Below are 18,857 nucleotides of genomic sequence, written 5' to 3'. Positions count from 1 at the left end.
AAAAAAGGATTCTGTATTAAAATACAGAATCCTTTTAAATAATATACTATTATATCGTTTAACTCTAGATATTAGCAGCTAAAAAATCGCCAACTTCTTTAGTTCCGTAAGCTTTTCCACCATCTGCTAAATCTTCAGTAACAATACCTTCAGCTAAAGCTTTATTTACAGCATCTCTAATTACTTTTCCTTCTTCCGGTAAGTTAAATGCTATTTCAAACATCATGGCAGCAGATAAAACCATAGCCATTGGATTAGCAATATTTAAACCAGTTGCTTGTGGGTAAGACCCGTGAATTGGCTCAAATAAAGAAATATCAGACCCCATAGATGCCGATGGCATTAATCCCATAGATCCAGAAATAACCGAAGCTTCATCCGTTAAAATATCACCAAATAAGTTTTCAGTAATTAACACATCGTAGCTATTTGGCCATTGTACCAAACGCATAGCAACTGCATCAACCAACTCATAACTTACTTCAACTTCAGGATAATCTTTTTCCATAGCCTGAACAGTTTCTCTCCATAAACGAGACGTTTCCATCACGTTAGCCTTATCAACACAACATAATCTTTTAGAACGTGTCATGGCTAATTCAAAACCTTTTTTAGCCAAACGTTGTACTTCAACACGTGTATAAACACAGTTATCAAAAGCCGTTTCTCCACCGTCTCTTCTACCTTTTTCTCCAAAATAGATTCCACCAGTTAACTCACGTAAAAACACCAAATCGGTACCTTCAATACGTTCTTGTTTTAATGGCGACTTATCCAATAACGACGGAAACGTAAATGTTGGACGTAAATTAGCAAATAAACCAAGTTGTTTACGCATTTGTAGCAAACCATTTTCCGGTCTAACTTTTGCCGAAGGATCATTATCAAATCTCGGTAAACCAATAGCACCAAATAAAACAGCATCCGAAGCTAAACAAACTTGATGCGTACTATCTGGGTAAGGTTCTCCAACCGCATCAATTGCCGCTGCACCTGTTAATGCTGGTTTCCACGTAATTTCATGTCCAAATTTCTTTGCAACCGCTTCACTAACTTTTTGAGCTTGATCCATAACCTCAGGTCCAATGCCATCACCTGCTAAAACTGCAATATTAAATTTCATCTTTATTTATTTTAATCTTTAATTTATAATTTTTGTTACTTTAAGTGCTTCGATTTTATTCGAGCATTTGTGCGTTTCTTTTTACTCATACCTACAAGGTTTTAAAAACCTCGCAGGATCGTAAAAAGTCGGGCTTTCACTACTCGCTTCCTCCTACCGTCGACGAGCTCAAACATGCCGTTCAATCCCTAACGCGAGCAAGTTTGCTGGCTTCAGTATATAGTCCTAGGTTTTCAGTAATCCGTAAAAGCTATATCCGCGAACAAACTAACTTCCGTCGCCCGTCTTCTGTCATTTTTTTCAAAATCAAGCTAGCCTTCTGTCTTCCGCCATTATTTCTAACTCACAATAATATTCAGCATCTTCTCAGTAGCCTTTATTGCCGACACCGTTTGGTCACTATCTAAACCACGCGTTTTAAATTCGCCACTACTATTTCTCCAAGTAATAATCGTTTCACACAAAGCGTCCGAGTTACTTCCTGGTGGTATTCTAACCGCGTAATCAATTAAAGCGGCCAGCTCCAATTTCTTCTTTTTAAACACCCTTTTAATGGCATTCATAAAAGCATCAAATTGTCCATCGCCTTGCGAGCTCTCTTCAAAAGTCTCATTATTTATAGTTATAGAAACTGTTGTAGATGGCTTTAAACCTTTAGAGTGTGTTAAAACATAGCTATTTACCTTAACTTTCTCTTCGTAGGTTCTATCTAAAACATCAGAAATTATATAAGGTAAATCCTCCTTAGTAACCACTTGTTTTTTATCACCCAACTCAATAATACGTTGGGTTACTTTCTTTAAGTCTTCATCATTAAGCTGAAGTCCTAATTCCTGTAAATTCTTCTGTATATTGGCCTTTCCAGACGATTTTCCTAAAGCATATTGACGTGTTCTGCCAAAACGCTCTGGCATTAATTCGCTAAAATACAGATTGTTTTTATTATCACCATCCGCATGAATTCCAGCTGTTTGTGTAAATACATTAGCACCAACAACAGGCTTGTTAGATGGTATCATTACACCGGAAAACGTTTCAACCAATTTACTAATGGTAAATAAAAACGTTTCGTTTACACCAATTTCAATATCTGGCATAAAATCGTTAATCACTGCAATACTACTTGCCATGGGCGCATTTCCTGCGCGTTCGCCCATACCGTTTACAGTTAAATGTAAGCCATCGGCTCCAGCCTTTAAACCTTCCATAATGTTCGATACGCCCAAATCATAATCGTTGTGCGCATGGAAATCAAAATGTAAGTTCGGATATAAATCCTTTATTTCTTTTATAAAATCGTAAGATTCCTGTGGGGTTAAAACACCTAATGTATCAGGTAGCATTATACGCTTAACGGGTTGCGTAGATAAAAACTTTAAAAACTCAAAAACGTAAGCTTTAGAGTTTCGCATACCGTTACTCCAATCTTCCAAATAAACGTTGGTAGATATGCCATGCTTTTCAGCTAATTGAATATTCTCTTCAATTTCGCTAAAATGCTGATTAGGAGTTTTTTTAAGCTGATGAGTTAAATGATTTAATGAACCCTTGGTCAATAAGTTTTGAACCTTTGCTCCTGCTTCAAGCATCCAATTAATAGACACGCCTTTATCAACAAAAGTTAAAACTTCAACCGCTTGTAAATGGTTGTTTTTAGATGCCCAATTGGTAACATCTTTAACCGCCTGAAGTTCACCTTCACTCACACGTGCCGATGCAATTTCAATGCGATCTACCTTTAACTCTTCTAGTAAAAGTTTAGCTATTGTGAGTTTCTCTGAAGCAGAAAACGACACGCTCGAGGTTTGTTCACCATCGCGCAATGTCGTATCCATTATTTCAATTCGTTTTACCGCCATTATTTAGAAAGGACGAGATTCTGTGAATGTTTCAATCTCACTTTTCATGCTTTGTAAATAGTCGATATCATCAAAACCATTTAGCATGTTACCTTTTTTGTAACCATTAATATCAAAAGATTCAGATGTACCAGAAGATAATAATGTAATGGTTTGTTTCTCTAAGTTTACTTCTAACTCTGTGTTAGCATCAGCATATATAGCTTCAAAAATCTCGTTAGAGAATTCTGGGCTAATTTGTACTGGTAATACACCAATGTTTAAACAGTTATTTTTAAAAATATCTGCAAAGAAACTAGATACTACACAACGGAAACCATAATCGTATACCGCCCATGCAGCATGCTCTCTAGAAGATCCAGAACCAAAATTCTTTCCTCCTACTAATATTTTTCCTTTGTAGATAGGGTTATTTAAAACAAAATCCTTTTTTGGTGTATTATCACCATTGTATCTCCAGTCACGAAATAAATTATCTCCAAAACCTTCTCGTGTTGTAGCTTTTAAAAAACGTGCTGGTATAATTTGATCGGTATCTACATTCTCTATTGGTAAAGGAACTGCAGTACTCGTTAATGTTGTAAATTTATCGTAAGCCATGTTCTTGTATTCTAAATTATTAAAGTAATTCTCTTGGATCTGTTACTACACCAGTTACTGCAGCAGCCGCAGCTACTAATGGACTAGCCAATAAAGTTCTTGATCCTGGTCCTTGGCGCCCTTCAAAGTTTCTGTTTGATGTACTTACTGCATATTTACCAGCAGGTACTTTATCATCATTCATAGCTAAACAAGCCGAACAACCTGGTTCTCTTAATACAAAACCAGCTTCTTCAAAAATATCAAGTAAACCTTCTTCTTTAATTTTAGCTTCAACAATATGCGAACCTGGAACTAACCAAGCTGTTACATTATCGGCCTTTTTTCTTCCTTTAACAATAGATGCAAACGCTCTAAAATCTTCAATACGACCATTAGTACAACTACCAATAAATACGTAATCGATTTTCTTACCAATCATTTGCTCATTTTCTGCGTAACCCATGTATGCTAAAGATTTATCGTAAGTTGCCTTACCACCTTCAACAGATTCTGCAGTTGGAATGTTATTAGAAATTCCCATTCCCATACCTGGATTTGTACCGTATGTAATCATAGGTTCAATATCGTTAGCATCAAATGTTATTTCTTTATCAAAAACAGCATCATCATCCGTTTTTAATGTACTCCAGTATTCCATAGCGGTATCCCAACCTGCACCTTTAGGTGTTTTAGGACGACCTTTTATATAATCGAAAGTTTTATCGTCTGGAGCAATCATACCACCACGTGCACCCATCTCGATAGATAAGTTACAAACCGTCATACGACCTTCCATAGACATGTTTTCAAAAACATCACCTGCATACTCAACAAAATATCCAGTAGCACCAGAAGTTGTTAATTTTGAAATGATATATAAACCAACATCTTTCGGTGTAACACCTTTATTTAATGTACCATTAACGCTAATACGCATTTTCTTTGGCTTAGGTTGCATAATACATTGTGTAGTTAGCACCATTTCAACCTCCGAAGTTCCGATGCCAAAAGCAATAGCTCCAAAAGCACCATGAGTTGATGTATGTGAATCTCCACAAACAATTGTAGCTCCAGGAACTGTAATTCCGTTCTCAGGACCTACAACGTGAACAATACCATTATTTGCATGACCTAATCCCCAGTGACTAATACCGTACTTATTAGCGTTATCTTCTAAAGTTTTTAATTGATTAGCAGATAACGGATCTTCTACTGGTAAATGTTGGTTAATAGTTGGTGTGTTATGATCTGCAACCGCAAATGTACGCTCCGGATATAAAACACTCAAGCCTCTACTTTCTAACCCTACAAAGGCTACAGGACTTGTAACTTCATGAATTAAATGACGATCTATATACAATATGTCTGGTCCATCTGCAATATTTCTAACAACATGCGAATCCCATACTTTGTCAAACAATGTTTTGCTCATAAATAATTTAAATTTTTAAAGATTACAAAGTTAAATTATAATACAGATAATCGAAAGTTTAGACCACATTGTTATTTTATTTTTATAAAATCTATAATGGATGCATAATTCGTTGCGTTTTCTGCAATAAAATCAAAAAAATGATTATAATTTTTAAAGATAAATTGGATTATCTGCCTTCAATCGAGTTTTTACGTATTCAATTTCCCTAATCCTCCAATTTATTTACTTTTAATTTTCACACCTATTAAAAGTATAATATTGCTTAAAAAAAGAGTGGTTTTATTGCACAGAAACGAAACTAATAGTTAATAATTTTATAAATATATAATTAACATTGCTTCTCATCTATTTTATTGAAATATTCTTGGTTTATTTATTGGTTGACATTAAATTCACCCTATATTTAATAGCCCCCCTCGCTTTTAGCAACTAATCTACAATGAGAAAACTTACAACTTTAGGATTACTATTCTTTTTATTTTTTTTACAGCAGAATATCAATGCACAAGTAGGTATTGGAACAACAAGCCCCAAAACTTCTGCTATTTTGGATATTAGTTCGTCTGATAAAGGTCTGTTAATACCTAGAATATCCTTAGTATCAAAAACAGATAACACTACAATTACAACTCCAGTAGCCAGTTTATTGATATATAATACTGCGAATGTTGGTGGTATTACACCAGGTTATTACTATTGGAATGGTACCGAATGGTTAAAATTTGTAACCGATAATACAGCTAATACGAATTGGGATATGCTAGGAAACGCTGGGACCGATGATACCCTAAATTTTATTGGAACTAGTGATGACGAAGATCTGGTTTTTAAACGAAATAATATTGCTGCAGGATTACTAGACGAAACTAGTACCGGTTTTGGTGTTAACGCACTTTCTTCTGTGGTGGTAGGCAGACGTGATACGGCCTTAGGTTTAAATTCACTTAGCTCTAATACTACTGGTTACGAGAATACTGCCACTGGCTCTAACAGCTTATTTACTAACACGACAGGTAGCTACAATACAGCTAGCGGTGCTAATGCATTAAGCAGCAATACCACTGCAAGCTTTAATACTGCAATTGGGTACAATGCTCTAACGGCCAATACAACAGGAAGCAGTGATACTGCTATAGGCGCTAATTCACTATTTACTAATGAAACAGGAGCTGGTAATACTGCCGTTGGAGCTAACACCCTTTATGCTAATATATCAGGAAATAATAATACTTCTATTGGAAGTAATTCTCTTAAGGAAAATGAAACTGGAACCAATAATACAGGAACAGGAGTAAATACTCTTAATAAAAACACAACAGGTCTTAATAATACTGCTAGTGGTGTAAATTCAATGTTACGTAATGTATCGGGATCTGGTAATACCACAAGTGGCGTAAACTCACTATATAATAACTTAACGGGACTGTACAATACTGCTATTGGTTTTGGCACTATGGCATCGAATTTAGACGGGAATTACAATATATCTATAGGCGTAAACAGTTTACGAACAAATGAATCTGGGAATTATAATACAGCATTAGGAAGCAGTTCCCTTTTTGATAATTTATCAGGGATTGGTAATACGGCGTCTGGTTACAGTGCATTGCCAAATAACACTATTGGAAACTATAATACAGCAATGGGATATATTGCTATTAATGCTAACACGGAAGGGAATTATAATTCAGCTTTTGGATATCAATCTTTAAGATTAAATACAACAGGAAATAATAATACAGCAGTTGGGTATAGAGCCCTAGATAATGTAACTTCAGGTAGTAACAATACAGCAATTGGATATTTATCTTCTGTTCCAGATCCAACAGCAAACAATCAGGTACGCATTGGTGGTACTGCTATAACTTATGCAGGAGTACAAGTCGCTTGGACGATTACTTCTGATAAAAGATGGAAAAACACTATTAAAGACTCGAATCTAGGCTTAAAATTTATAAACGACTTACGCCCTGTATCTTATTATCGAAATAACGATGAAAACAAAAGAATTGAATATGGTTTTATTGCTCAAGAATTAAAAGATGCCTTTCAAAAGAATGATACCGATAGTAATGGTGTAATAACTAAGGATAAAGAAGGCATGTTAAGTGTTCGATATAATGATTTTTTTGCACCCATTGTTAAAGCTATCCAAGAGCAAACACAAGAAATTGAATTGTTAAAAGCGCAAAACGAAACCTTAACCCAAAAACTACAAGTGTTAGAAAAAGAAGTAGAAGACATTAAAAATCTTCTAAAAAACAAAAACTAATTATATTTTTTATCCTTTATTAAATAGGAATAAAACAACATTCTTGAAGCATATTAAAAAAAGCTATTTTGGTTAATTAAAGTAGCTTTTTTTAATATCTAATTATTCACAAGGTTATCGCAATCTATCCGCAACATACTCTACTTCGGTTTTTCCATGAGGTAAAGCCTGCCCGTTAGGACCAATATTTACCATAACAATATTAGAAATCGTTATTATAGTTTCTCTAGTTCTCATGTTTCTAACTTCGCAACTTAGCGTTAAAGATGCTTTTCCAAATTTTATAGCTTCAATACCTATTTCGACAACATCACCTTGTTTTGCCGAAGTTTTAAAATCTATTTCGCTAATGTATTTTGTTACTACTTTTTGGTTATCTAGTTGCACTATGGAATATAAAGCAGCCTCCTCGTCTATCCATTCTAATAATCGGCCGCCAAATAAGGTTCCGTTAGCATTTAAATCTTCTGGCTTAATCCATTTTCTAGTGTGAAATCTCATCGTTTTAATTTTTTTTAAAGATAAAAAAATCCTGAATGTTGATAACCTCGTTAACAATTATAATTCAAAAAATTAAATGCAGCAGGTATAATCGATAATTTTAGTAAAAATCTAAAATAATGGACTCTAGACAATTCAATCTTAAAAGTATTCGACCTGAAATTTTAAGTACTACCATTAACGACAATATGAGTGCCGATGAGCGTTTTCAAAATTTAGTATTGCGACCAACCATAAAATTTCAAAACGATTTATTAATTGAAGTTTTTAAAAATTACATTACCAAACATAAATCTGTGTTTTATGATTTAAGCTTAGAAAAGCGTATGGATTATATTGAAAATGCCATTCAAAAAGACATGAAATTTCGCAACTCCATGAAGGGAATGATTATTGGTATTTTTACTGTTGAAGAATATACTATTTATATTAAAAACTCTTCGGCATTAAATAAACGCATGATGAATATTGTTAAAGAACGCTTACTAAGCCATATTCAATTATTTGAAAAGCCCGAATTACTAACGGCCGTTTAAATTTAGTTAAAATAAACTTAAGTTTAGGATTTCGCACAAGCAGCGTTAGTTACTTTAATCAATTAACGAAACGCCATTTAAATCTGTGGTTAATACGTCGCTCATATAATCGAAAAAAGGACGAATTGCTTTAAATGATGTGCTTAATTCAGTTATAAAATTAGTGTCTAATACTTCGGCATCGGTATATTTTTTAATAAATATATATTGTTTTTTTTTAATTAAATCGATGGCTTTATCTTCTTTATTAAATCCGCGAGGAGCTGTTTTTACTTCATCTCCAACAAAACCACCCCATGTTTTTTTAAAAGAGTCTTCGTTAATAATCTCACGAATTTCAGAATCGTCCATTTCAAATTCCTTTCTTATACGCATTAAATCTGCAGGAGCCGGATCCCAAAAACCGGTAGCAATAAAACTTCCATTATTGGGTTTTATTTGTATGTGATACCCACCCCGAAGCCTTGGTTTTACTCTATGAAAAGAACCGCTAAAATGTGTTTTATACGGTAGTTTGTTTTTAGAAAATCTTACATCTCTGAAAATTCTGAAAATTTTAAGTTTATCAATTTCATCATGAGCATTTAAATTGTCTAAAACCCCATTATAAAACAATTTTATTTCTTTTTGAACCGTTTGAAATTCGGGTTTATTGTCGCCAAACCAATCGCGATCATTATGTTTTTCTAACTTTTTTAAATATGTAAAAACTGATTTCGAAACAGAAACACTCATATAAATTACTTCCTTTTTATTGAACATCTAAAATACAAAAAGTCCCGAACGAATCGGGACTTTTATTTTAATCTTACATGAAAATATTATTTTAAACTGCTAACAGCCTTATTATATTTAATCTTCATGATATCTTTTAAATTATAATCGTAATATTCCACTATAAAGTTTCCTTCACTATCAAAATATCCAATACCATTTTTATTTTCTCCGCTCACTATATAATGACCGTTTGTTGAAGACTCCCATGCATTTCCAGTTTTTACAAACTGATTTGTATTGTTATTAAAAGCTATGTCAAAGCCTTTCTTGTTCGGGGTAAACTTATAGTTTTTATCTTCTGAGATATAAAAGGTTTCCTTGGTAAGAAAATCATAAGCTGGGTCGGCATCGTCATCTACCATAATCATTTTCTCTACCTTTTTAGTTGTAGATACACGATTTTGATTTATTTTTTCGGCATCTGCACCCTCCAACTTCACGTTTGATGTTTCTCGAGTTATTACCTTTACCTTACTTTCAGTAGTGCTATCACTATCTTTATATTTAATAGTTTTAACCTCTACTTCTTCTTTTACTTCCGATGGCTTCTCTTGCGCCATTATGGTACTACTAAATACTAATACTATTATATAAACCAAATTTTTCATTTTCTCTTTTTTTTAATGATTAATAATTTCAATTTTAAGATGTACTATATATTAATTGCTTGAAAACTCCTCTTTAATAATCGGCTTATCAATTGCCAATTTGTTATCAAACTGTAATGTTCTAATTGGGAATGGTATATTAATTCCAGCTTTATCATATGCCTTTTTAATGGCAATAATGGCGTTTGTTTTCGCTTTGAGCTTTTCGAGCATACTCTCCGAATCAATCCAAAAACGACATAAATAATTAATAGAGCTTCCTCCAAATTCGGTATAGTAGAACTCTACATCTTCTGGTTTTTTAACCTGATCGAATTCATTGGCTATTGTTTGTTGTGTTAAACTTTTTACTTGATCCAAATCAGATTCATAACCTACACCACACTCAATAAAAACACGCATTTTAGTGGTTAATGAATAGTTTTTCAATGGGTTTTCTAGAATAGATTTATTAGGGATTAAAACCATGTTGTTATCAGATTCTTTTATTACGAAGTTTTTTAAACTGATTTCCACAACTTCACCCGAATATCCATTGGTTTCTACCCAATGTCCTAATTCTACACTTTTTCTAAAACTTAATACAATACCAGCAAAAGTATTACTTAGAGTACCTTGCAAGGCTAAACCAATTACTAAACCAGATACACCGGCAGCACCAATTAAAGTTTCTAAGGTTTTGCTTAAATTTAAAACACCTAAAGCTAAAAACAAACCTATAGCTATTATGGCTACAGCAGTTATTTTAGTTATTATAGAAACTAAAGAATCTTGGTGCACTTTTTTAGACACCAACCTTCCTACAAGTTTTGAAACGTATTTGGAGATATAGTAAAATACCACCATAACGATAATGGCTATTAATAGGTTTGGCAAGTTGGCAATAATGGTCTCTAACCAACCTGTAAGTTTACCTGAAATGAGTTCGTATGCTTTATTAAATTCTTCTGTCATGATTATAAGTTTTATAGGGTTAAAAGTTAAATATTAAGTTACTTAACTTGTTTCAGCTTATAAGCTCCCTTTTTTTTGGTTGCTCAATTTTACTTGTAGCCCAAGCGTTTAGCATCCAACTAGATTTCTCTAATTCTCTTATGTAAGCACCTATTAAATCGATAGTACCTTCATCTGAAATTTTATTAGCTTTTTCAATAACCTTCGACATTTGTTTCAGTAAAATCTTATGATCATTTAAGGTTTCGTCGACCATATCTTGATCTGATTTTATTGGTCTATCTTCATGTATTGTAGCTGTGTTTAAATAATCCTTCATTTTACTCATAGGATTATATCTTAATGTTAAAACACGTTCTGCAATAGCATCGATTTTTATTTTAGCATCATTGTAAAGTTCTTCAAACTTTTCATGTAAATCAAAAAAGTTTTTACCATTTACGTTCCAGTGATTGCTACGAAGTTTTTGATAGTATATATGATAATCTGCTAATAAAATATTTAATTCCATCACCACAGGTAATACTTCTTCTTCATTCATATTTAAATAGTTCATAATTATAATTTTAAAGGTTAAAATTTATTTAAAAAAAGGTTTTATAACACCTTTCTTTCTTACTGCTAAATTATAATATGACTAGCAATACGGTTTGTTCGTATGATAAAAATCCTTGCTCATTTCAAAATGAAACAAGTAATTCAGGAAGTAAAAACACCTTGAGATGCTTTTTAAATAAGCTGCTTAGAGTGAATTAAGATTATTCAAACTCTATTTTATTAAGAATTAACCCTGAAGCAGGCGCTATATAATTCATCTTAATATTACTATCAGGAACCAAGGTATCTTGAATATCCTTTATGGTAAGTTTACCTTTGCCCAAATCTATAAGAGTTCCCATCATTAATCTGATTTGATTGCGCATAAACCCTTTGCCTCTAACTCGTAATAAATAAGTTTGCTTTGGGAAGTAGTTGGCAGTATACAGATTGTTTTCTATTAACTCGCAGGTTAATATGGTTCGTGTATAAATACCATTATCGGTAGGTTTATAGCAATAGGTTTTTAAATAGTTCTCACCTTCAAAAAGCTTAGCACCTTGTTTCATAATATCAATATCTAACTCATCAAGGATGGTAGTCATAATAGGTGCGCAAAACGGATGACATTTTTCACCATGTGCAAAAAGATATAAATATTCCTTTATTTTTGAATTTTGAATAATATTGAATTGAGCGTCGACTTCCTTAATATCTAAAGCGCGAATATCCTGAGGTAAATTACGATTAAAAAGCTCTAAAAAAGCTGTTAAGTCCTCTATGGGTTCATATAAAAAGAGCTCAATGGCTGCACATTCTGCCGAAACCATAGCATCCGTTCTGCCCGAACTTAAACTCTTAAAACGTTTACCTTCTAGAATGAAATTGAATGTTCTATCCACCATTAAATGCAACGTTTTCACATCTGGTTGTTTTTGCCAACCGTGAAAACGATAACCTAAATATTGAATTGTAATAAGGTAGAAGTATTTTTTCAAAAGGGTCTATTTACTTTTGTCTTCCCATTAATTCTTTCTCAATATCTTTTAAGGTAAATCCTTTGGCTTGTAAAAGCATTAAGTAATGAAACATTAAATCTGCCGATTCATATAAAAATAACTCATCGTTATTATCCATAGCCTCAATAACGGTTTCAACAGCCTCCTCGCCAACTTTTTGAGCTACTTTATTTATACCTTTAGAAAATAAACTAGCCACATATGATTTTTTAGTATCCTTATTAGCTACACGTTCTGCAATAACATCTTCTAAAGTAGAAAAGAAACCATAATTAGAATTGTTTTCCTCTTTCCAACACGTATCTGTTCCTTTATGACATGTTGGTCCTACTGGATTAACTTGAATAAGTAAAGAATCGTTATCACAATCATTTTTTATATCCACAAGGTTTAAAAAATTACCGCTTTCTTCACCTTTTGTCCAAAGGCGCTGTTTACTTCTACTAAAAAAAGTAACCTTTTTAGTTTCTAAAGTTTTCTCGTAAGATTCAGCATTCATATAGCCCAACATTAACACATTTTTTGTTGTTGCATCTTGAATAATAGCTGGAACTAATCCGTTTGAGTCGTATTTTATGGTCATGATTAATTTTTATTATTGAAATGCCAAACCGAGTTAAGCATAACACGCGCGATTTATAATCGTACTTCTATATTATTACTTTTTAATTCTTTTTTCAATTCTGGAATTGGAATTTCACCAAAATGAAACACACTTGCTGCCAAGGCTGCATCAGATTTTCCATCTTTAAAAGTGTCTACAAAGTGTTGTACATTTCCAGCTCCACCCGAGGCTATTATGGGAATGTTTAATTCTTCAGATAATCTAGCTAAAGCTTTATTTGCAAATCCATTTTTAGTGCCATCATGATCCATTGATGTGAATAGAATCTCTCCTGCTCCTCGTTCTTCGACTTCTTTTGCCCATTCAAATAAATCGATTTCTGTTGGAATACTTCCGCCTGCTAAATGCACTTTCCATTGGCCATCTATTTGTTTTGCATCAATAGCAACAACAACACATTGGCTTCCAAATTTATTTGATAATTCATTTACCAATTCCGGTCTTTTAACAGCGGAAGAGTTTATAGACACCTTATCTGCACCGCATTGTAATAAAGCATCAACATGCTCTACACTAGAAATGCCACCACCAACAGTAAATGGAATATTAACTTGTTCGGCTACATGCAGAACCATATCTAAAGTGGTTCCGCGACCTTCTAAAGTAGCAGAAATATCTAGAAACACTAATTCGTCTGCTCCTTGATTTGCATACTGTTTAGCCAGTTCAACAGGATCACCTGCATCTCTTAAATCAACGAAATTGACACCTTTTACAGTTCGTCCGTTTTTAATATCTAAACAAGGTATAATTCTTTTTGTTAGCATTATACAAATTTTTCTAATTGGTGAAGTTTAATTCTATTTTCGTAAATGGCTTTTCCTATTATAACGCCTTCACAACCTAATTCGATTAATTTAGGTAATTCATCGATATGAGAAATCCCTCCTGATGCTATAAGCTTTATAGACTGTCCGCTGCTACTGTTACTACAAGAATCAATAATTTCTTTATATAAATCGAAAGAAGGACCTTCTAGCATACCATCTTTAGAAATATCTGTACAAATAACATATTGAATACCTTTCTTTTGGTAGTCTTTAATAAACGGAATAACGTCTTCCTTACTTTGTTCCATCCAGCCACTTATGGAAACTTTTCCAGCATCGCTATCAGCTCCTAAAATAATTTTATTTCCGCCATATTTGGAAATCCAACCTTCAAAGGTTTCTGAATCTTTTACGGCAATACTACCTCCTGTTACTTGTCTTGCTCCAGAATTAAAAGCAATATGTAAATCTTCGTTAGTTTTTAAACCACCACCAAAATCTATCTTTAACTTTGTTTTTGAAGCTATTTGTTCGAGGACCTTATAGTTGACAATATGCTTCGCTTTTGCACCATCTAAATCTACTAAATGCAAATACTCAATGCCCGACCCTTCAAACATTTTAGCAACTTCCAAAGGGTTTTCGTTATATATTTTTTTAGTATCGTAATCGCCTTTTGTAAGGCGAACACATTTTCCATCTATAATATCTATTGCTGGTATTATTCTCATTTCTGAATATTAAAAGTTAAATATAAAATATTAAAAGTTTGATTGTTGATATTTAAATTAATTACGTTTTTGATTTCTCTTTGCTGTATTAATTGAGGCAACAGTTATTGCTAACAGCTCTTTACCTTCTTTTTGAAGCATCAATACTTCTTCAGAATGTTCAGAAAGAATTTCTTCAAAAATTTCCAACCAATAAACACTTTCATCTACTTCTTCTTCAACAATTTTTAATTTATTTATAAAATCTGCTGTTGATTTTGCACGCTGTGATGCTCTATAATTAGCACCAACTGAACTCGAACTTCTTATTAATTGATTAACGAATGCATTATACTCTCTAGATTTTGGAACTTTGAAACAAAATCCCCAACAATCTAATGCGAATTGTTTTGTTCGTTGTATTAATTCGTTTCTCATTATAATCCCTTTAATATCTAACTTTTAACTTCTAAGTTTAGGAAGTTCTTTAATATTTTAGCGCCTTCAATGCCGCTCTTTTCTGGATGAAACTGAACACCGTAAAAGTTTTGGTGTTGCAATGCAGAAGCATAATTAAGCCCGTAATCTGTTTTAGCAATAGTTTCATTACAATGCTCTGCATAATAACTATGCACTAAATACATGTATTCGCTTTCTTTAATGCCTTTAAACAAATCAGATTTTAAATCTTTAATGACATTCCATCCCATTTGCGGCACTTTCACATCGTTTGTGAAGCGTTTTACATTCGTTTGAAAAATACCAATGCCTTTAGTATCGCCTTCTTCTGTGTGTTTGCAAAGTAATTGCATACCTAAACATATTCCTAAAACCGGTTGTTTTAAGGTAGGAATTAATTTATCTAACCTACTTTCCTTAAGCATGTTCATAGCAGTACTTGCTTCACCAACTCCAGGAAAAATAATTTTATCGGCTGCTTTAATTTCATCTGGATTATTAGATAAAATAGCATCCACACCCAATCTTTTAAAAGCAAACTGAATACTTTTTATATTTCCAGCGCCATAATTTATTATAACTAATTTCATTAAAGCATTCCTTTAGTTGATGGTAAAAACATTTTGTTAGGATCTCTTTTTACAGCCATTTTCATAGCTTTTGCAAAAGCCTTAAAAATACCTTCTATTTTGTGGTGCTCGTTAACACCTTCTGCTTTTACATTCAAATTACATTTAGCCCCGTCTGTAAAAGACTTAAATAAATGGAAAAACATTTCGGTTGGCATATCACCAATTTTTTCACGTTTAAATTCGGCATCCCATTCTAACCAATTTCTACCTCCAAAATCGACAGCAACTTGGGCTAAACAATCATCCATTGGTAAACAAAATCCGTAACGTTCAATACCTAATTTATTACCTAAAGCTTTATTAAATAACTCGCCTAGAGCAATCATAGTGTCTTCTATAGTGTGGTGTTCGTCAACTTCTAAATCGCCATCAACTTTTACTGTTAAATCCATGGCACCGTGGCGACCAATTTGATCTAACATATGGTCGAAGAAAGACAATCCGGTATCAATATCATTTTTACCAGAACCATCTAAATTTAATTTTATATAAATCTTGGTTTCATTGGTGTTACGCGTAATTTCTTCAACACGACTTTCAAGTTTTAAAAACTCATATATAGCCGACCAATCTGTACTTGTTAAGGCAATACAATCTTGAATATCTCGTTTTGAAGTTTCAATTTCATCGGCTCCTAATTCTGGGTATTCAGATAAATAAATACCTTTTGCTCCCAGATTTTTTGCCAATTCCATGTCTGTAATTCTATCTCCTAAAACGAATGAATTTTCTAAGTCATAGTCTTCAGAAAAATACTTAGTTAATAGGCCTGTTCTTGGTTTACGCGTTTCTGCATTTTCATGAGGAAACGTTTTATCTATAAACACTTCAGAAAACACCACGCCTTCTTTAGCAAAGGCATCAATTATTTTGTTTTGGGCTGGCCAAAATGTATCTTCTGGAAAGCTCTCAGTCCCTAAACCATCTTGATTTGTAACCATAACCAACTCATAATCCAACTCATTGGCTATTTTAGCCATGTATTGAAATACTTTTGGGTAATATTCTAGCTTCTCTAAACTATCTAATTGATAATCAACAGGCGGCTCTAATACAAGTGTGCCATCTCTGTCTATAAAAAGTACTTTTTTCATATTTATGCTTTTGGCTTTTGGCTTTTAGCTAATTGCTAACTGCCTTAAAGCAGAAATTAATGTTTTATTTTCAATTTCGGTTCCAACCGTAAAACGTAATGTGTTTTTACAAAGCGGTTGGGTTGTTCGGTTTCTAATAACAATACCGTTTGCTATTAGCTGGTTGTATCGTTTAGTAGCATCATCTACCCTAGCCAAAACAAAATTAGCTTCGGTAGGAAAAATGGTTTCTACAAAATTGATGTTTTTTAAAGCTTCAATTAATATATTACGTTCTTTCAAAACTGATTTTACTTCATCCTTTACCGCTTCTAAGTTAGAAATACGCTCTAATGCCCGTTTTTGAGTTAACTCATTAACGTTATACGGCGGTTTGATTTTATTTAGAACAGAAATAATTTCCGCGGAAGCGAAACACAGACCTAAACGAATTCCTGCCAAACCATAAGCTTTTGATAGCGTTTGAGTCACGATTAAATTCGGGTAATTACTTAATTCTGAAACCCAACTATCTTGATTTGAAAAATCGATGTAGGCTTCATCAATGACTACTAAACCATTAAAATTTTCAAGTAATGTTTTAATTTTCTCTGAAGCAATAAGGTTTCCTGTTGGGTTATTAGGCGAACAAATGAAAAGCATTTTTGAGTTTTCATCTATGGCCTCTAGTATAGCTTCAACATTTGGTTGAAAATTTACATTTAACTCAACTTTACGCTCTTCAACTTCGTTTAAATTAGATAAAACAGTATACATACCGTAAGTTGGAGGTAATGTGATGATATTATCTTGCTTTGGCTCGCAAAAGGCTCTAAACAATAAATCTAAAACTTCATCGCTTCCATTACCAAGTAAAATCTGATTTTCTAGAACATTTTTTTGTTCCGATAAAACAGATTTTAATGAACGTTGTAGCGGGTCAGGATATCGATTTACACCATTCTCGAAAGGATTTTCGTTGGCATCTAAAAAAATCATTTTAGAACCATCGGAAACATATTCGTCTCGCGCTGAACTATAAGCTTTCATAGCTTTTACGTTCTCTCTAATTATATTTTGGATGTTAAACCTTATCATGTTAAATCTTTTAAACGAATACTTACAGCATTTTTATGTGCCTGTAAACCTTCGGCTTCTGCCATTAACTCGATAGTTTCTCCAATATTTAAAAGTCCTTCTTTTGATATTTTTTGAAACGTCATGCTCTTTAAAAAGCTATCTAAATTAACTCCAGAATAGGCCTTAGAAAAACCATTAGTTGGCAATGTATGGTTGGTTCCCGAGGCATAATCACCAGCACTTTCCGGTGTGTAATCACCAATAAATACAGAGCCAGCATTGGAAATACCATCAACATACAAATCTTCGTTTTCTGCACAAATAATAAAATGTTCTGGACCGTATTCGTTAATTAACTCTAAAGCGATAGTATCATTTTCAACATATATTAACTTCGAATTAGCAATAGATTTTTCAGCAATTGCTTTACGCGGAAGGACATTTAATTGTTTTTCAACTTCATCCGAAACATTATCAATCAACTCTTTTGAAGTTGCTACTAATATCACTTGGCTATCTGTACCATGTTCAGCTTGACTTAATAAATCTGAAGCAATGTATGAAGCATTTGCCGTTTCGTCAGCAACAATTAGTAATTCACTTGGACCCGCAGGCATATCGATAGCTACACCATGCTTAGTTGCTAATTGTTTGGCAACGGTTACAAACTGATTTCCTGGTCCGAAAATTTTATAAACCTGCGGAATAGTTTCTGTTCCAAACGTTAGTCCAGCAATAGCCTGAATACCGCCTACTTTTATAATTTTAGTCACACCACAAAGTTGTGCAGCGAACAAAATCTCGGCAGCTAATTCTCCTTTTTTATTTGGTGGCGAACATAAAACAATCTCTTTACAACCTGCAATTTGAGCAGGAACTGCCAGCATTAAAACGGTTGAAAATAAAGGCGCTGTACCGCCAGGGATATACAAACCTACTTTTTGAATAGGTCGTTTTTCCTGCCAACATTGTACACCAATCGTAGTTTCAATATCAACTTTTGGTGTTTTTTGAGCGAAATGAAAAGCTTCAATATTAGCCTTAGCTTTTATTATAGCATTTTTAAGGTTTTCTGGTACTTTCGCAATTGCATTTTCAATTTCTGAAAATGAAACCACATTATTTTCTAAACGAATACCATCAAATTTCTCTGTATATGTTCTAATGGAGTCATCACCGTTTAAAGATACTTCGCTAAATATTTCGTTAACGATAGATTCTATATCACCAACTGTTTGGGTTGGTCGTTTTAAAACATCCGACCAGCTTTCTTTATTTGGATTATCTATAATTTTCATGATAAGC

20 protein-coding genes are annotated in these 18,857 nt (G+C 33.3%); 2 read left to right on the top strand and 18 right to left on the bottom strand.

The features are described 5' to 3' along the window. Positions 1-64: 64 nt before the first annotated feature. From leuB to leuC, 4 genes are all read right to left on the bottom strand, one after another. Entirely contained in the window at positions 65-1,123 is a 1,059-nt protein-coding gene (gene leuB / locus AAFN75_RS15600) for a 3-isopropylmalate dehydrogenase (RefSeq protein ID WP_144115863.1), read from the bottom strand. Positions 1,124-1,461: 338 nt separating this feature from the next. Beyond that, positions 1,462-2,982: an alpha-isopropylmalate synthase regulatory domain-containing protein gene (locus AAFN75_RS15595; RefSeq protein ID WP_411807227.1), complete on the bottom strand. Its 1,521-nt coding sequence runs from the start codon at positions 2,980-2,982 to the stop codon at positions 1,462-1,464. A gap of 3 nt (positions 2,983-2,985) precedes the next feature. After that, a complete protein-coding gene (gene leuD, locus AAFN75_RS15590) occupies positions 2,986-3,582 on the bottom strand; it encodes a 3-isopropylmalate dehydratase small subunit (RefSeq protein WP_144115865.1) in 597 nt (198 codons plus the stop codon). A gap of 19 nt (positions 3,583-3,601) precedes the next feature. Beyond that, a complete protein-coding gene (leuC, locus tag AAFN75_RS15585) occupies positions 3,602-4,996 on the bottom strand; it encodes a 3-isopropylmalate dehydratase large subunit (RefSeq protein WP_411807225.1) in 1,395 nt (464 codons plus the stop codon). Between the two features lie 442 nt (positions 4,997-5,438). Here leuC and AAFN75_RS15580 point away from each other — a divergent pair, with 442 nt between their 5' ends. Next, positions 5,439-7,271, top strand: a complete 1,833-nt coding sequence (locus AAFN75_RS15580) for a tail fiber domain-containing protein (RefSeq protein ID WP_411807224.1) — start codon at positions 5,439-5,441, stop codon at positions 7,269-7,271. A gap of 114 nt (positions 7,272-7,385) precedes the next feature. Here AAFN75_RS15580 and AAFN75_RS15575 read toward each other — a convergent pair whose 3' ends face one another. Beyond that, positions 7,386-7,772 carry an acyl-CoA thioesterase gene (locus tag AAFN75_RS15575; RefSeq protein ID WP_411807223.1) on the bottom strand — a complete coding sequence of 129 codons (387 nt, stop codon included), beginning with the start codon at positions 7,770-7,772 and terminating at the stop codon, positions 7,386-7,388. 119 nt (positions 7,773-7,891) lie between these two features. Between AAFN75_RS15575 and AAFN75_RS15570 the strand changes: the two genes are divergently transcribed. Next, complete coding sequence (locus tag AAFN75_RS15570; RefSeq protein WP_411807222.1) at positions 7,892-8,308, top strand: glyoxalase; 417 nt, start codon at positions 7,892-7,894, stop codon at positions 8,306-8,308. Between the two features lie 54 nt (positions 8,309-8,362). On the opposite strand, the gene AAFN75_RS15565 is transcribed toward AAFN75_RS15570, so the two are convergent. From AAFN75_RS15565 to hisD, 13 genes are all read right to left on the bottom strand, one after another. After that, positions 8,363-9,043 (bottom strand): DUF2461 domain-containing protein, encoded by a 681-nt coding sequence (locus AAFN75_RS15565; protein ID WP_411807221.1) that lies wholly within the window; start codon positions 9,041-9,043, stop codon positions 8,363-8,365. Positions 9,044-9,129: 86 nt separating this feature from the next. Next, on the bottom strand, positions 9,130-9,693 hold the full coding sequence (locus AAFN75_RS15560) for a hypothetical protein (RefSeq protein ID WP_411807220.1): 564 nt from the start codon (positions 9,691-9,693) through the stop codon (positions 9,130-9,132). 51 nt (positions 9,694-9,744) lie between these two features. Further along, on the bottom strand, positions 9,745-10,647 hold the full coding sequence (locus tag AAFN75_RS15555; RefSeq protein ID WP_411807219.1) for a mechanosensitive ion channel family protein: 903 nt from the start codon (positions 10,645-10,647) through the stop codon (positions 9,745-9,747). 52 nt (positions 10,648-10,699) lie between these two features. Next, positions 10,700-11,203, bottom strand: a complete 504-nt coding sequence (locus AAFN75_RS15550; protein WP_411807218.1) for a Dps family protein — start codon at positions 11,201-11,203, stop codon at positions 10,700-10,702. Positions 11,204-11,405: 202 nt separating this feature from the next. After that, entirely contained in the window at positions 11,406-12,182 is a 777-nt protein-coding gene (locus tag AAFN75_RS15545; RefSeq protein WP_411807217.1) for a tRNA pseudouridine synthase A, read from the bottom strand. Positions 12,183-12,192: 10 nt separating this feature from the next. Continuing rightward, entirely contained in the window at positions 12,193-12,786 is a 594-nt protein-coding gene (gene hisIE, locus AAFN75_RS15540; RefSeq protein ID WP_411807216.1) for a bifunctional phosphoribosyl-AMP cyclohydrolase/phosphoribosyl-ATP diphosphatase HisIE, read from the bottom strand. 53 nt (positions 12,787-12,839) lie between these two features. After that, positions 12,840-13,595 (bottom strand): imidazole glycerol phosphate synthase subunit HisF, encoded by a 756-nt coding sequence (gene hisF, locus AAFN75_RS15535; protein WP_411807215.1) that lies wholly within the window; start codon positions 13,593-13,595, stop codon positions 12,840-12,842. After that, a complete protein-coding gene (gene hisA, locus AAFN75_RS15530; protein WP_411807214.1) occupies positions 13,595-14,329 on the bottom strand; it encodes a 1-(5-phosphoribosyl)-5-[(5-phosphoribosylamino)methylideneamino]imidazole-4-carboxamide isomerase in 735 nt (244 codons plus the stop codon). Before hisA ends, hisF begins: the two co-directional genes overlap by 1 nt. 57 nt (positions 14,330-14,386) lie before the next feature. Continuing rightward, a complete protein-coding gene (locus AAFN75_RS15525; RefSeq protein WP_411807213.1) occupies positions 14,387-14,746 on the bottom strand; it encodes a four helix bundle protein in 360 nt (119 codons plus the stop codon). Between the two features lie 17 nt (positions 14,747-14,763). Further along, entirely contained in the window at positions 14,764-15,357 is a 594-nt protein-coding gene (hisH, locus tag AAFN75_RS15520) for an imidazole glycerol phosphate synthase subunit HisH (protein ID WP_411807212.1), read from the bottom strand. Continuing rightward, positions 15,357-16,493, bottom strand: coding sequence for a bifunctional histidinol-phosphatase/imidazoleglycerol-phosphate dehydratase HisB (gene hisB, locus AAFN75_RS15515; protein ID WP_411807211.1), 1,137 nt, complete (start codon positions 16,491-16,493; stop codon positions 15,357-15,359). The genes hisH and hisB overlap by 1 nt, the downstream gene beginning before the upstream one ends. A 24-nt stretch (positions 16,494-16,517) precedes the next feature. Beyond that, a complete protein-coding gene (gene hisC / locus AAFN75_RS15510; RefSeq protein ID WP_411807210.1) occupies positions 16,518-17,570 on the bottom strand; it encodes a histidinol-phosphate transaminase in 1,053 nt (350 codons plus the stop codon). Further along, the gene (gene hisD / locus AAFN75_RS15505; protein WP_411807209.1) at positions 17,567-18,850 is read right to left on the bottom strand and encodes a histidinol dehydrogenase; all 1,284 of its coding nucleotides are present in this window, start codon (positions 18,848-18,850) and stop codon (positions 17,567-17,569) included. The genes hisC and hisD overlap by 4 nt, the downstream gene beginning before the upstream one ends. Positions 18,851-18,857: the final 7 nt, after the last annotated feature.

The organism is Algibacter sp. AS12 (genome assembly GCF_046736315.1).
GTDB classification, from domain to species: Bacteria; Bacteroidota; Bacteroidia; order Flavobacteriales; family Flavobacteriaceae; genus Algibacter_B; species Algibacter_B amylolyticus.
Note: the sequence above shows the minus strand (reverse complement) of the source record. Positions and strands in the feature narration are given on the sequence as shown.

Coding starts and splice junctions, on each gene's coding strand:
- leuB (WP_144115863.1), bottom strand. CDS start 1,123: ATGAAATTTAATATTGCAGTTTTAGCAGGTGATGGCATTGGACCTGAG.
- AAFN75_RS15595 (WP_411807227.1), bottom strand. CDS start 2,982: ATGGCGGTAAAACGAATTGAAATAATGGATACGACATTGCGCGATGGT.
- leuD (WP_144115865.1), bottom strand. CDS start 3,582: ATGGCTTACGATAAATTTACAACATTAACGAGTACTGCAGTTCCTTTA.
- leuC (WP_411807225.1), bottom strand. CDS start 4,996: ATGAGCAAAACATTGTTTGACAAAGTATGGGATTCGCATGTTGTTAGA.
- AAFN75_RS15580 (WP_411807224.1), top strand. CDS start 5,439: ATGAGAAAACTTACAACTTTAGGATTACTATTCTTTTTATTTTTTTTA.
- AAFN75_RS15575 (WP_411807223.1), bottom strand. CDS start 7,772: ATGAGATTTCACACTAGAAAATGGATTAAGCCAGAAGATTTAAATGCT.
- AAFN75_RS15570 (WP_411807222.1), top strand. CDS start 7,892: ATGGACTCTAGACAATTCAATCTTAAAAGTATTCGACCTGAAATTTTA.
- AAFN75_RS15565 (WP_411807221.1), bottom strand. CDS start 9,043: ATGAGTGTTTCTGTTTCGAAATCAGTTTTTACATATTTAAAAAAGTTA.
- AAFN75_RS15560 (WP_411807220.1), bottom strand. CDS start 9,693: ATGAAAAATTTGGTTTATATAATAGTATTAGTATTTAGTAGTACCATA.
- AAFN75_RS15555 (WP_411807219.1), bottom strand. CDS start 10,647: ATGACAGAAGAATTTAATAAAGCATACGAACTCATTTCAGGTAAACTT.
- AAFN75_RS15550 (WP_411807218.1), bottom strand. CDS start 11,203: ATGAACTATTTAAATATGAATGAAGAAGAAGTATTACCTGTGGTGATG.
- hisIE (WP_411807216.1), bottom strand. CDS start 12,786: ATGACCATAAAATACGACTCAAACGGATTAGTTCCAGCTATTATTCAA.
- hisF (WP_411807215.1), bottom strand. CDS start 13,595: ATGCTAACAAAAAGAATTATACCTTGTTTAGATATTAAAAACGGACGA.
- hisA (WP_411807214.1), bottom strand. CDS start 14,329: ATGAGAATAATACCAGCAATAGATATTATAGATGGAAAATGTGTTCGC.
- AAFN75_RS15525 (WP_411807213.1), bottom strand. CDS start 14,746: ATGAGAAACGAATTAATACAACGAACAAAACAATTCGCATTAGATTGT.
- hisH (WP_411807212.1), bottom strand. CDS start 15,357: ATGAAATTAGTTATAATAAATTATGGCGCTGGAAATATAAAAAGTATT.
- hisB (WP_411807211.1), bottom strand. CDS start 16,493: ATGAAAAAAGTACTTTTTATAGACAGAGATGGCACACTTGTATTAGAG.
- hisC (WP_411807210.1), bottom strand. CDS start 17,570: ATGATAAGGTTTAACATCCAAAATATAATTAGAGAGAACGTAAAAGCT.
- hisD (WP_411807209.1), bottom strand. CDS start 18,850: ATGAAAATTATAGATAATCCAAATAAAGAAAGCTGGTCGGATGTTTTA.